This is a genomic window from Luteibacter aegosomatissinici (assembly GCF_023078495.1).
Classification (GTDB): Bacteria; Pseudomonadota; Gammaproteobacteria; order Xanthomonadales; family Rhodanobacteraceae; genus Luteibacter; species Luteibacter aegosomatissinici.
On the sequence record NZ_CP095742.1, the window covers coordinates 4,924,762 to 4,937,876 of the forward strand.

10 protein-coding genes are annotated in these 13,115 nt (G+C 64.6%); 8 read left to right on the forward strand and 2 right to left on the reverse strand.

The features are described 5' to 3' along the window. Positions 1–4: 4 nt before the first annotated feature. Positions 5–1,192, reverse strand: coding sequence for an MFS transporter (locus L2Y97_RS21990; RefSeq protein ID WP_247431104.1), 1,188 nt, complete (start codon positions 1,190–1,192; stop codon positions 5–7). A gap of 90 nt (positions 1,193–1,282) precedes the next feature. Here L2Y97_RS21990 and L2Y97_RS21995 point away from each other — a divergent pair, with 90 nt between their 5' ends. Continuing rightward, positions 1,283–1,864: a TetR/AcrR family transcriptional regulator gene (locus L2Y97_RS21995; RefSeq protein WP_247431107.1), complete on the forward strand. Its 582-nt coding sequence runs from the start codon at positions 1,283–1,285 to the stop codon at positions 1,862–1,864. A gap of 18 nt (positions 1,865–1,882) precedes the next feature. Here L2Y97_RS21995 and L2Y97_RS22000 read toward each other — a convergent pair whose 3' ends face one another. Further along, complete coding sequence (locus L2Y97_RS22000) at positions 1,883–2,527, reverse strand: pirin family protein (protein WP_247431109.1); 645 nt, start codon at positions 2,525–2,527, stop codon at positions 1,883–1,885. Positions 2,528–2,776: 249 nt separating this feature from the next. On the opposite strand from L2Y97_RS22000, the gene L2Y97_RS22005 reads away from it, so the two are divergent. The 7 genes from L2Y97_RS22005 to L2Y97_RS22035 all read left to right on the forward strand — a co-directional run bounded on the left by L2Y97_RS22005 (position 2,777) and on the right by L2Y97_RS22035 (position 13,009). Further along, a complete protein-coding gene (locus L2Y97_RS22005) occupies positions 2,777–3,688 on the forward strand; it encodes a LysR substrate-binding domain-containing protein (RefSeq protein ID WP_247431112.1) in 912 nt (303 codons plus the stop codon). 109 nt (positions 3,689–3,797) lie between these two features. After that, on the forward strand, positions 3,798–4,412 hold the full coding sequence (locus tag L2Y97_RS22010) for an isochorismatase family protein (protein ID WP_247431115.1): 615 nt from the start codon (positions 3,798–3,800) through the stop codon (positions 4,410–4,412). Further along, complete coding sequence (locus L2Y97_RS22015; protein WP_247431118.1) at positions 4,409–5,905, forward strand: GMC family oxidoreductase; 1,497 nt, start codon at positions 4,409–4,411, stop codon at positions 5,903–5,905. Before L2Y97_RS22010 ends, L2Y97_RS22015 begins: the two co-directional genes overlap by 4 nt. Positions 5,906–5,912: 7 nt before the next feature. Continuing rightward, positions 5,913–6,827 carry an alpha/beta hydrolase fold domain-containing protein gene (locus L2Y97_RS22020; RefSeq protein ID WP_247431120.1) on the forward strand — a complete coding sequence of 305 codons (915 nt, stop codon included), beginning with the start codon at positions 5,913–5,915 and terminating at the stop codon, positions 6,825–6,827. A 335-nt stretch (positions 6,828–7,162) separates the two neighbouring features. After that, the gene (locus L2Y97_RS22025; protein ID WP_247436955.1) at positions 7,163–8,152 is read left to right on the forward strand and encodes a LacI family DNA-binding transcriptional regulator; all 990 of its coding nucleotides are present in this window, start codon (positions 7,163–7,165) and stop codon (positions 8,150–8,152) included. Between the two features lie 230 nt (positions 8,153–8,382). Further along, positions 8,383–11,403, forward strand: a complete 3,021-nt coding sequence (locus tag L2Y97_RS22030) for a TonB-dependent receptor (protein WP_247431123.1) — start codon at positions 8,383–8,385, stop codon at positions 11,401–11,403. 100 nt (positions 11,404–11,503) lie between these two features. Then, complete coding sequence (locus L2Y97_RS22035) at positions 11,504–13,009, forward strand: tryptophan halogenase family protein (RefSeq protein ID WP_247431126.1); 1,506 nt, start codon at positions 11,504–11,506, stop codon at positions 13,007–13,009. Positions 13,010–13,115: the final 106 nt, after the last annotated feature.

A 13,115-nucleotide genomic window follows, 5' to 3' on the forward strand; every position in this document is an offset into this window, starting at 1 on the left:
ACACTCAGGGGATCGCCGGTGCGTGCACGTGGTGCGCACGCGCGATGATCCAGGCCAGCCCTGCAAGCGTCAGCGCAACGATGAGGCCGCCGTACAGATGGATGGCCGCCGATAGGCCGTAGTGCTGCGCCAGCGCACCCACCGCGATGGTCGGCACGCTGAAAGCCAGGTAGCTCTGGATATAGAACGCGGCCATCAGGCGGCTGCGCTCATGCGGTTCGGCGAGTGGCATCACGCTACGGACGGCGCCAAGGAACGAGGCGCCAAAGCCGGCGCCCGTGATGATCGACGCGCCAATCAGCCACGCGCCCGAACCGATCACTTCACCGATAAGCACCAACAACAAACCACCGGCAAGCATCACGGCGCCCAGCTTCAGCGAGCGAATGGCTGCGTGGCGCAGGCCCTGCAGCACCGCCGCCGCGCCACTGAGCATCAGCGCGGCAACCACAAGCCCACCGATCCAGGGCGAAGTGGAGTGCGTGGTCTTCGCCACCAGCGAAGGCATCAGCGAAAGGTAGAAGCCACCGAGCATCCACAGCGCGACGTTAAGCGGCGTCACCGCACGCAACGCGGGCCGGGCCCGTTCGGGTACGGCGACATGTGGCATCAGGCTGGCGATGGCGCCGGGCTTCGGCGTAGCGGTCTCGGGGGTACCGCGGGTCAGCAACAGCGCCACCAGCAGCACGCCGATCACCACGACATACACGCCTTGCAGTGGTGCCGGCGCCAGCACCGCCAACGCGGTGCTTCCCAAGGCACCCGCCCCCATGCCGATCAACGGCGCCAGGCTGTTCACGGTGGCGCCGCGCTGGCGATCGATATCGAGGATCGCGGCGGGCAGCGCCGACATGGCGATACCCGTGGCGATGCCCTGGACCACGCGCGCCGCCAGCAACCAGGCCGGGCCGGTCGCCGACAGGAAGACAAGCATGGCGGCGATATCGAGCACGATGGCACCCGTGATGACCGGCTTACGCCCCAGGTGATCGGAGAGCCGCCCGGCAATGAGCAGCGCCGCCAGCAACGCGAACGCATACACCGCAAAGATCACGGTGAGCAGCGTGGGCGTGAAATACCACTGCCCCTGGTAAAGGCGATAGAGCGGCGTCGGCGCGGTGGAAGCGCCAATAAACGCCATAAGGCTGAAGGTATGCACGGCCATGGGCCGGCGAACGACGGGGGCGTTCATGGATTTGCCTAAAAGCAAAGAATGCGCGTTAGTCTACGCCGCTCGCTCACTAAAGCAACAGATTAGCCTTTAGGAGTAAGATAGGCAGCCATGAACGATATTGCAGCCTCCCAGCCCCGCCCGGCGGGCCCCCGTCCCGGTGGCCGTAGCGCCCGCGTGCAGGCCGCTATTCACCAGGCTGTGCATGAGCTCCAGGCCGAAGGCGCGCGGGAAGCGCTCACCGTACCCGCCATCGCTGCACGGGCTGGCGTCACTCCCTCCACGATTTACCGCCGCTGGGGCGATCTGTCCCAACTGCTCGCGGACGTGGCGGTGGAACAGTTGCGGCCCGAGGGACTGCCAGCCGATACGGGCACCTATCGCGGTGACCTGTTCACGTGGCTGGAGCAGTACCGCGACGAGATGTCGTCGGGCCCCGGGCGCACCATGCTGCGTGATGTGCTGGGGGTGCAGGGCCGCGAAAGCACGGGTAAATGCGCCTTCTATTGCACACAGCAGCTGGATGCGATCAATGCGCGCGCCATCGCGCGCGACGAGCCCACGCTGGCCACCCAGGACATCCTCGATAGCGTCGTCGCACCCATGATGTATCGCATCCTGTTCACGGCCGGCACGCCCGATGCGAACGACGTGGGCAGCTGGCTCGATGCACTGATGACCAGGAACACATAAGCGCAGCCGGCCCTGCGGTTAGTGGCCCAGGGGCATGCCTGCGAACAACACGAAATGCGTGCCGCGCTCGCTGGACAAGACGATGGGCAAAGCCGCGCCAGCGGCGACTGCCACGGCATGCCCCTCAGCCAGGTCGCGGCGCTCATCGCCGATGACCAGCGAGAGGGCTCCCGCAATGGCGTAAATCCAGGCTGACCTTCCCGCAGGCAGCGGATGGGTGAACGAGGCGCCCGCGTCCATCACACCATCCAGCATCGTCATCTCCTGGGGCGTGCCCAATTCACCGACGACGGCGCCGCTCCGGCCGAGCACGATGCGCACCCGGCAACCCACGGCCTCGACAAGGGGCACGTCCGCCGCCTGCACGAGCACCGCCCTCGGCGGCTCCCCCTTCGCGCGGGGAGGCAAGTCAACGAACACCTGCAGCGCGTGGATCCAACCGCCTTCGGTCGGCTTCTCTTCGTGCGCCGCCCCCCGTCCAGCCGCCAGCCAATACAGGTCGCCGCCTTGCAGCGCTAGGTTGTTACCGAGGGAATCGCGGTTGAGGAACCGACCCCGGCTGTCCTCGAAGAGGGCCGTGACCGCCGAGATACCTGTGTGCACGTGCGCCTCGAAGGTCGGAGCTGTCATCACGAAGTGATCCACCTTGACCAGCGGGTCCATGCCGCCGCCGAACTGGCCGGCGCGGAACTGGCGCGCGGTGAATCCCCTGCCGTGCGCCAGAGAAACGCCCGCCAGCGCGGGTCCCACCCGGGGGTGATCGCACCGGGAATGTGCGTGCGGCTGTGTGCTCGGCATGTCCTGGCCACGTGGTGGGTAGTCGAACGAGCACGCTACGCGCTGGACGATTGGACGATAAGTCGCCAGAATTTGGACTTGGCGTCCAACCCGTTGAACGACAGGTAGCCCCGCATGCTCGATCTGAACGACTTCTTCTATTTCGTGCAGGTGGTGGAGCGGGGTGGTTTCACCGCCGCCGGGCGTGCCTTGCGGGTCCCCAAGTCGACCCTTAGCCATCGCATCCAGGAGCTGGAATCGAACCTGGGCGTGCGGCTCCTGCACCGTACATCGCGGCACATCGGCATGACCGAGGCGGGTAACGATTTCTACCGCCACGCGGTGGCCATGCTGCGCGAAGCGGAGATGGCCGAGACGCTGATGCGCCAGCGTCTGAGCGAGCCCTCGGGGACCGTGCGCTGCACGGCCGGTGTCGCCACCATGCAGTTCGCGCTTTCGGACATCATCGCGGATTTCCTGCTGCAGTACCCCAAGGTCAACATCACCGCGCACGCGTCGGATCGGACGATCGACCTGGTCAGCGAGAACTTCGACATTGCCATTCGCGCGCATACCGATCCGTTGCCGGACTCGAACATGGTCCAGCGCATCCTTGCGCCAGCGCCATGGTTCCTCTTCGCAGGCGCCGAGTACCTTACGACCCACGGGGAGCCGAACACGCCAAAGGATCTCGAGCTGCATCCCTCGCTGTTCATGGCCCGCAGCGGCGTGGCCCCGATGTGGCGCCTGCGCCATTCGCGCGAGGTGCGTGACGAGATCGTGCTGCCGCTGGCACCGCGCCTGCTCAGCGACGACATGATCGGTTTACAGGAGGCGGCGATCAAAGGCCTGGGTATCGTGGCGCTCCCGGGCTACATCTGCCGCAAGGCCGTGCAAGCGGGCACGCTTCGCCGCGTCTTACCCCAGTGGCTGGCAGGTGATGCCACGCTCACCGCGCTCATTCCGCACCGCCAGGGCCTGCTGCCATCGGTGCGCGCGTTCATCGATTTCCTCGCCGCGGAACTGCCCAAGACCGTGTTGTTGTAAGGCCGGCCGCGATCATCCAAGCCGTTGGACGATGGATCCAGCGAAAGCGGCTAGATGGCCAGACCGTGCTGCATGAAGCTCAAGCCTCCCTCAACGATGGAGAGCCGCCATGCAGACCCAGCGCACCCGCAAGACCCGCGACAACACCGCCGTGCTCCTGATCGACCACCAGGTCGGCCTGTTCACCGGCGTCCGTGATATCGGCGTGGGCGAGCTCAAGCACAACGTGGTGGGCCTGGCGAAGGCCGCACAAGCACTTGGCCTGCCCATCGTTGCCGTGACCACCGCACGTGACAGCATGTGGGGCCCCACCATCCCGGAACTGCGTGCCGCGCTGGGCGACGTCGATATCCTCGATCGTTCCACGGTAAACGCCTGGGATGAGCCGCGCTTCGTGGAGAAGGTGAAAGCCACCGGCCGCGACCATCTGATCATCGCGGGCCTGAGCTTCGAGGTATGCGCCTCCCTACCCGCCATCTCCGCCCGCGAGGAAGGCTTCCAGCCGATCGTCGCACTGGATGCCTGCGGCACCTTCAGTAGCTACAAGCATGAAGCCGGCATCGCCCGCCTCACGGCGCTCGGCATCGAAGTGTCCGATTACGCGACCCTGATGGTCGAACTGATGGGCGACAACGCCGACCCGAAAGCCGGTGAAGTGTACGCGGCCCTCGACATGCCGTTCGCGACGCTGATGGCCCAGGTCGCGGAAGGATTTGCACGATGAACGCGCCGTACGATGTGCTTATCGTCGGCGGCGGCTCGGCGGGCGCTGTGCTCGCCAACCGGCTCAGCGCCGAGCCGGGCCGCCGCGTGCTACTGCTCGAAGCCGGTACCGCGTACCGGCCCAATCAGTTCCCGGCGGTGCTCGCCAATGCGGACCACGCGGCCGGCGACAAGGACCATGACTGGGGGTACGAGGCCGCCACGGGCATAGGTGATCGCATGATCGCGGCGCCGCGCGCGCGTGCGTTGGGCGGCTGCTCCGGCGTGAACGCCGCGGTTGCCATGCGCGCACGCCCGGCCGATTTTGCCAAGTGGACGGCACGCGGCCTGGAAGGGTGGTCGTTCGACGAGGTGCTGCCTGATTTCAAAGCGCTGGAAAATACGCTGGATGGCGATGACGCCTACCGCGGCCGCTCAGGTCCACTGCCCATTCGGCACCGCCGTCGTGACGAGCTGCCCCCCTCGATGAATGCGTTCGTGGACGGCGCCATGGAATGCGGCTTCGCCTACGTCGATGACTTCAATGGCGATAAGCAGGAAGGGGTCTCGCCTTATCCGCTCAACGTGATCTCGGGCCGGCGCATCAACACAGGCATCGCGTTCCTGGACGACGGCGTGCGTGCGCGACCCAACCTCACCATCATGGGTGATGTCGAAATCGACAAGGTCGTCTTCACCCATGGTCGTGCCACGGGTGTCGTTGATATCCATGGCAACACGCATAGTGCGACGACCGTCATCCTTTCCGCTGGCACGTTCGGCAGCGCCGCCATCCTCATGCGTTCCGGCATCGGCCCGGCTGCGCATCTCGAAGCGTTCGGCATTCCGGTTGTCGCCGATCTTCCCGTTGGCGAGCGCATCCAGGAGCATCCGTTCTACTACAACGTGTACGCGCTGAAGCCCGGTGCCGATGGCATGTTCCCCGCAGCGGGCGCGATCCTTTGGGCGGCTTCATCCGAAGCAACCCCCGGCGATCTGGACCTGCATGTATCCGCCACGCATTTGTTCGACCCGGCGCAATCGCCCACCGGCGGTGCCATCGTCCTCGCGGTATCGGTCACGCAACCGGAATCGACGGGGTACGTGCGCCTGGCCGATCGCAACCCGCGCACGCCGCCGTGCATCGGCTACAACTTCCTGGCGACCGAACGCGACCGGCGCCGCATGCTCGAAGGCGTGCGGATTGCACGCACCATCGGCCGCTCGCCGACGTTCTCCGCCGTGGTGGAGGAAGAGATGACACCGGGCAGCACCGTGGCGGATGCCGACCTGGAGCGCACGATACTCGGCCAGCTGGATGGGTACGCCCACCCCACATCGAGCGTACCGATGGGTGACGATGGCGTGGTCGACAGCAACGGATGCGTACACGGCGTTTCCGGGCTGATGGTCGTCGATGCGTCGATCATGCCGGGTATCTGCAGCGCGCCCACCAACATCACCACGATGATGATCGCAGAACACATTGCTCGTCGCGTATTCGGCGGCAAGTGAGGACCCCATGAGCACGATTGTCCCCTGTCCGATTGAGCAGTTTCCGCTGTCGCCTGACGATGCGGCCGCACTTCCTGCGCTTCACGCGATGTTTGCCCGCTTCTGGTCGAGTGAGACGGCAGCGACATCCCCACGCGTGGCTTACGATGCTTTCATCGCGCTGACAGCTCCTCGCGAGGGCGTGTCCATGCATCCCTCGCTGGATCCCGCGCTCCCCGGTTGGGTGTGCGTGCCTGAGCACGCCGTGGCTGGCCGGGCGCTGCTTTATATCCACGGTGGCGCCTACACGCTGGGTACGGCGCCGGCCTATCGCGGCTTCGCCAGCCAGATCGCGGCGCGGACGCAGTACACCACCTATGTGTTGGAATATCCCCTGGCACCCGAGGCGGCTTTGCCTGCCGCCATCAACACCGCATCGGCCGCGCTGGATCGCCTCGCGAGTATTTACGAGGGCGTTGGGCTGGTAGGGGACTCGGCTGGCGGTGGGCTTACCCTGGCCACGCTCGCGGGTAACGACAAGGCGAGTGCTGCCGTGGTGTTCTCGCCCTGGACCGATCTGACGTTCAGCGGCGAAAGCATGCGTGAGCGCGGCTCGCGTGAGTTGCTGCTGCAGGAAGCAAGCCTGCGCGCCTCGGCGCGGGCGTATATCGGCGAGGCAAACCCACGGGATCCCCGTGCATCGCCATTGCTCGCCATACCCGAGCGCCTGCCACCCTTGCTTGTCCAGGTGGGGTCCGAGGAAATCCTGTACGACGATGCGCTTGGCTACGCGGCGCGGGCGAGGGCGGCTGGCCACGCCGTGATGCTGCAGGCATGGGCAGGCATGCACCATGTGTTCCCGTTGAACGTGGCCGAACTGGAGGCCGCGCGGGGCGCCCTGGACGAAGCCGGCAGGTTCCTGCGCCAGTACCTTGGCGGGTGACCCGGGGGGCCGGAGGGTGGCACCGCAGAAGCTTGCTCCAGGGATGTTAGTTGCCCTGGAAGCCGTTCAAAAAGGTGAACAAATCGCGAAGATTCGTGCTGCATCGCAAAAGTCTGGGCAAGACCACCCAAGTCAGCGTTTCTAAATAGTTTTTCATTCGCTCCCACCAAGTGGTATTGCACGTAATAACGTTTACTCGTGCAGTGCAACAAGCCATTGATTTAACAGGCTTTACACGGATGGTGAAAACGTTTACGTTCCGCGCCGTCGAACCCGGTGGGGCCGGGGAGCAGGGCGATGACTACGTGAGTGTGACGATCAAAGACGTCGCGAGGATGGCCAACGTATCGGTGGCCTCCGTTTCGCGCGCACTGAATGGCCACGGCGGCGTGACCGCGGAAACGCAGAAGCGTATCCGCGAGGTCGCCGCCCGCTTGCGTTACGTGCCGCACAGCGCCGCACGCAGCCTCATCACCCGCCGCACCCAGACCATCGGCGCCTTGCTGCCCGACCTGCACGGCGCGTTCTTCTCCGAGCTCATCCGCGGTATCGACCTGGCGGCGCGTGCGCGCGGGCTGTACCTGCTGGTTTCCAGCTCGCATGGCGATGCCACCGAGGCCGCGATCGCGCTGCGCGCCATGCAGGGTCGCGTCGATGGCCTGCTCGTCATGTCACCGCATGCCGATGCCGCGTTCCTCGACGAGAACCTGCCGATCGTGCTGCCCACGGTGCTGATCAACAGCCACGTGCGCTCCGAGCGCCACGCCGCGCTGGATGTCGATGACTTCGGCGGTGCGAAAGCGATGGTCGAACACCTGCTCGGAAACGGCAGGAAGCGCATCGTGTTCATCGCCGGCCCGGACGTGAACCACGACGTGCAGGAACGCTGCCGCGGCTACCGGGAAGCACTTGCTGCCGCCGGCCTGGGTGACACCGCTGCCATTTTGCAGGGCGACTTCACTGAAGAATCCGGCTACCGCAAGGCCAAGGAAGCGTTGGCGATGTCGCCGCGCCCCGATGCCATCTTCGCCGCGAACGACATGATGGCGATTGGCGCGCTTTCAGCATTGGCCGAAGCCGGCGTGCGCACGCCCGACGACATCGCCGTCACCGGTTTTGACGATATTCCGATGGCGCGATACGTATCGCCGCCGCTTACCACGGTGCGAGTGCGCATCGCGGAGTTGGGGGAGGCCGCGCTGGACCGCCTGGCCATGATGATCGAATCACCTGATGACGCTGCGCCTGAGCCGCGCGTCGTCGGCACCGAACTCGTCGTACGCGCCTCGTGTGGCGCCAGCGACAAGGCACAACGACGGAACTGATCCGTCGTCTGCATGACGCGGCTTGCCGGGCCGTGGCGGGAACCCAGGACGGCGCCATTGATGGATAGCGAGAACCATCCGGTCCGCACGCGGAACGGGCGGGGGTGCGGGGTAGATCGCCTTTGATGAGGTGGCGTTGACCACCGCGACGCGGCTGCGAGGCCGGACGTCGTACCCATGCCCAGCCGGACCGGGTCATACACACAGAGAGATTGGGAGAGAGGGGTACCATGAACGCTTCGAAGCACATGAAGAAGAAGCTGCTGTGCGGTGTTATCGCCGCGAGCATGGCCGCGGTCGTCGCACCGACCGCCACGATGGCGCAGACCGCCACCGCAACGCTGAAGGGCAAGACCACGCCGGGCGCGCAGGTCACCGCGTTCAACCCGAAGACGGGTACGACCCGCAAGGCGACGGCTGGTGCGGATGGCGCATACATCATCAACGGTTTGCAGCCGGCGACCTACCAGGTGGATGCGGGCCCGGGCACGCAGCAGAACGTCACCCTGACCGTCGCCTCGACGGCCACGCTGAACCTCGCCGCAGCGTCCGCGGCACCGGCCGCCTCGGCGGCGAACGCCACCACGATGGAAGGCGTCAGCGTCAGCGCATCAACGCTGACCGAAGTGAAGACGCCGGAAGTGGCCAAGACCATTTCGCTGCGCCAGATCCAGACCATCCCGCAGGTCTCGCGTAACTTCCTCGAATTCGCCGACACCGTGCCGGGCATGGTGTTCAGCGTGGATGCGCAGGGCCACACCTCGCTGCGCGGCGGTGCGCAGAACGACAGCTCGGTCAACGTCTTCATCGACGGCGTGGGCCAGAAGAGCTACGTGAAGGAAGGTGGCGTGTCCGGCCAGGTGAACAGCCAGGGTAACCCGTTCCCGCAGCTGGCCATTGGCGAGTACAAGGTCATCACCTCGAACTACAAGGCCGAGTACGACCAGGTCTCATCGGCGGCGATCACCGCGGAAACCAAGTCGGGTACCAATGAGTTCCACGGCGAAGTGTTCGATACCTACACCTCGGACAAGTACCGCAGCCGCACCCCGTCGGAAGAAGACGGTGACAAGGCGCGTTCGTTCGAGAAGGAATACGGCTTTGCGCTGGGTGGCCCGATCATCAAGGACCAGATGCACTTCTTCGTGACCTTCGAGCAGAAGAAGTTCGATACGCCGATCACCGTGAGCCCGGGCTCCGATGCCCCGGCCAGCGCGATCGGCCTGCTGCCGACCGCGGCTCAGAACGCCTTCGGTTCGGCTAGCCTGCCGTTCGATGAAAAGCTTTACTTCGGCAAGATCGACTGGGAATTCACCGACCGCGACCGTATCGAGATCAGCACCCAGGTGCGTCGCGAAACCCAGGCCGACAACATCGGCCAGGGCCAGTCGGTCTCGCAGTCCATCTTCACCGAGAACCACGACACCCGCGGCACATTCCGCTGGCAGCACAGCGGTGACTGGTACTTCAACGAGTTCAAGGCCTCGTACGAGAACTCGTCGAACGACCCGCTGCCGGTCAACTACGCCAACGGCTACAACTACACCTGGAAGCCGGCAAACGATGCCGCGATCATCGGCATTGGCGCCGCCTCGCCGCTGGCAACGCAGATCAAGGGCCAGGAAGGTCCGATGATCTCGGATGACTTCACCTTCAACGACCTCACCTGGTACGGCGACCACGTCGTGAAGGCAGGCTGGAAGTACAAGGAAGTGACCCTGCACGCCCAGGATGCGCAGGACACGAACCCGCAGTACACCTACAGCGTGGACGAGTCGGGCACCGAAGCCATCCCGTACAAGATCCAGTTCTCGAACCCGGTCCCGGGCCTCAACCCGGTCTCGGAGACCAAGGACAAGCAGTACGGCGCGTATATCCAGGACGACTGGTCGGTCAACGATCACCTCACGCTGAATATCGGCGTGCGCTGGGACAAGGAAAAGACCCCGTCGTACCTTGACTGGGTGACCCCGGAAAGCGTCATCAATGCGTTCAATTCGCTGGATCCGGCCGCGCAGGCGCAGTTCCCGGGCCAGACGTACGCGCAGACCCTGGCCAAGGGCGGCATCGATTACAACAACTACATCAGCAACGGCAGCAACCGCCATGCGCAGAACCAGTGGGCCCCGCGCCTCGGCTTCTCGTATGACCTGTTCGCCGACGAAGAGCACGTGATCCATGGTGGCGCCGGCCGTTCGTACGACCGCAACCTCTACGATTACCTGCAGCTGGAACAGACCAAGTCGGCGCTGCCGTACCAGCAGATCAACATCAACACGGCCAGCCACCCCTGCGTGCCGGGCCAGAACAGCTGCTTCGCGTGGGACCCCGCGTTCCTCAATGGCCTGCCAGTGTTGCAGGGGCTCGTCAGCGGTACGAACCTGGGCCAGGAAGTCGACATCCTCAACAACAACCTGCGCGCCCCGTACTCGGACCAGTTCAGCATCGGTATGTCGAACAAGGTTGGCGACTGGAACACCGACGCGACCATCACCCGCGTGCTCTCGTATGACGGCTTCGCGTTCACGCTGGGCAACCGTTATCCGGATGGTTCGTTCTTCCAGAACGGTTCGCAGCCGTGGAACAACGGTATCCCGGGCTTTGGTTCGATGATCCGCGGCGACAACGGCATCCGTACCGCTACCACCCAGGTGCTGCTGTCGGCCGACAAGCCGTACACCCGCGAATCGGGCTGGAGCGCGAACTTCGCCTACACCTATAGCCACGCCAAGCAGAACCGCGATATCAACGAGCACTACTCGTTCGACTACGGCTCGATCAAGGATTACCCGTTCATCACATCGAACGCGGCGGCCAAGCATCGTTTCGTGGCGACCGGCTCGCTCGATGGTCCGTGGGGCTTCACGTTCTCCGGCAAGCTGATCATCGCGACGCCGCTGCCGTGGAACGGCTTCGAGAGCTGCGGCGCCGGGTGCTACTACTCGCGCGGCGAATCCTCGCGTCCGATCGCAGGCGTCCCGGCCGCATCGAAGTTCCTGGTGGGCGGCAAGATCTGGGGTTACCGCGAGATCGACCTGCAGGCCACGAAGGACTTTGTCATCGATTCGAACGACCAGACGAAGTTCTACGTCCGCATCGACCTGCTCAACGTGTTCAACTGGAAGAACTTCGCCGATTACACCTCCAACACGGGTGCAGGCGCGGTGGGTGCCCCGGTCGTCTACAACAAGGACGGCAACATCACCGGTGTGCCTCGCACGGCGAAGATCACCGCCGGCTTCAAGTTCTAAACGCGTAGGTGTTAAGGGTGCTTCCGGTGGGCAAGACCGGTTGCACCTTCTTCGCGCCCGCGAGTCTCCCCGCGGGCGCTTTCTTATTCAGGATGGCAGCATGAACATCGTAATCGTCGGCGGCGGCACCGCGGGATGGATGGCTGCTTCCGCTCTATCGCGCGCACTGAACCGGCATACCACCATCCGCCTGGTCGAATCCGACGAGATCGGCATCGTGGGCGTGGGTGAAGCCACCGTGCCGCACATCAAGGCGTTCAACCAGATGCTGGGCCTGAACGAGGCGCAGTTTGTTTCGCGCACGCAAGGCAGCTTCAAGCTCGGGATCGAATTCCGCGACTGGGGCCGCCTGGGCGATAGCTATGTGCATGGCTTCGGCACGATGGGCCACGATGTCGGCCTGGCATCGTTTCACCAGTACTGGATCAAGGGCCGCCTGCGCGGCCAGGCCAGCGACCTGCTCGATTACTCGGTGAACACCGTGGCCGCCATGCGCGGCAAGTTCATGCCAGCGCCGGTCGACGTGCCTGCCAGCAATCCGCTGGGCAGCATCGCTTATGCGTACCACTTCGACGCGGCCCTCTACGCGCGGTTCCTGCGCGAATATGCTGAGCAACGTGGTGTAAAGCGTATCGAAGGCAAGGTGCGCGAGGTCGTGACGAATCCGGAAAACGGCTATGTCACCGCGGTACGGTTAGAGAACGGCGAATCCGTGTCGGGCGACCTCTTCATCGATTGCACCGGCTTCCGTGGCCTGCTCATCGAAGGTACCTGCGAAGCGGGCTACGAGGACTGGAAGCAATGGTTGCCCTGCGATCGTGCACTGGCCGTGCCGTGTGCCAAGGTCGCGCCGCCCACGCCCTACACGCGCAGCACCGCGCGCGGGGCTGGCTGGCAATGGCGCATCCCGCTGCAGCACCGCACCGGCAACGGCTACGTCTATTCCAGCGATTTCATCAGCGATGACGAAGCCGCCTCGGTGCTGCTCGCAAACCTGGATGGCGCGAAGCTGGCCGATCCCAAGCCGCTGCGCTTCACCACGGGTATCCGTCGCAAGGCATGGGTGCGCAACGTCGTGGCGCTTGGCCTGGCGAGCGGCTTCATGGAGCCGCTTGAATCCACGTCGATCCACATGATCCAGTCGGGTATCTCGCGCTTGCTGCAGCTCCTGCCGGAATCGGGCCACGTCGATCCGCTCCTGATCGATCGGTACAACGCTCAAGTGCGTTTTGAAGCCGAGCGCATCCGCGATTTCCTCGTACTGCACTACAACGCCACGTCGCGCAACGACACGCCGTTCTGGGATCACTGCCGCACCATGGCGGTCCCCGATACGCTCAAGGAATACACCGACCTTTTCCGCCATAGCGGCCGCTTCTTCCGTAATGCGGATGAGATGTTCGGCCTGGTGAGCTGGGTCCAGGTCATGGTGGGCCAGGGCATCATGCCCACAGGTTACGACCCGCTGGTGGACCAGATGTCCGATGAGGACCTGCCGCGGTTCCTGGCCAGCATCCGCGACGTGGTTTCGAAAAACGTGGACCTCATGCCTACCCACGAGCAGTTCATCGCCCGGGAATGCCCGGCCCCCCAGGTGGCCGCGTGATCACCGTTTTGACGATGGACACCGGGGGTGGCTCCCCGTATGGTTTTGGCTTCGATCAGGGCCCTTCGGGGCCTTATTCGGGCCTCGCGACGTAAACGTTTACGCG

Bases quoted from the DNA above. Each gene is read 5' to 3' on its own strand.
- L2Y97_RS21990 (WP_247431104.1), bottom strand. From the start codon at position 1,192: ATGAACGCCCCCGTCGTTCGCCGGCCCATGGCCGTGCATACCTTCAGC.
- L2Y97_RS22015 (WP_247431118.1), top strand. From the start codon at position 4,409: ATGAACGCGCCGTACGATGTGCTTATCGTCGGCGGCGGCTCGGCGGGC.
- L2Y97_RS22025 (WP_247436955.1), top strand. From the start codon at position 7,163: ATGGCCAACGTATCGGTGGCCTCCGTTTCGCGCGCACTGAATGGCCAC.
- L2Y97_RS22000 (WP_247431109.1), bottom strand. From the start codon at position 2,527: ATGGACCCGCTGGTCAAGGTGGATCACTTCGTGATGACAGCTCCGACC.
- L2Y97_RS22010 (WP_247431115.1), top strand. From the start codon at position 3,798: ATGCAGACCCAGCGCACCCGCAAGACCCGCGACAACACCGCCGTGCTC.
- L2Y97_RS22030 (WP_247431123.1), top strand. From the start codon at position 8,383: ATGAACGCTTCGAAGCACATGAAGAAGAAGCTGCTGTGCGGTGTTATC.
- L2Y97_RS21995 (WP_247431107.1), top strand. From the start codon at position 1,283: ATGAACGATATTGCAGCCTCCCAGCCCCGCCCGGCGGGCCCCCGTCCC.
- L2Y97_RS22020 (WP_247431120.1), top strand. From the start codon at position 5,913: ATGAGCACGATTGTCCCCTGTCCGATTGAGCAGTTTCCGCTGTCGCCT.
- L2Y97_RS22035 (WP_247431126.1), top strand. From the start codon at position 11,504: ATGAACATCGTAATCGTCGGCGGCGGCACCGCGGGATGGATGGCTGCT.
- L2Y97_RS22005 (WP_247431112.1), top strand. From the start codon at position 2,777: ATGCTCGATCTGAACGACTTCTTCTATTTCGTGCAGGTGGTGGAGCGG.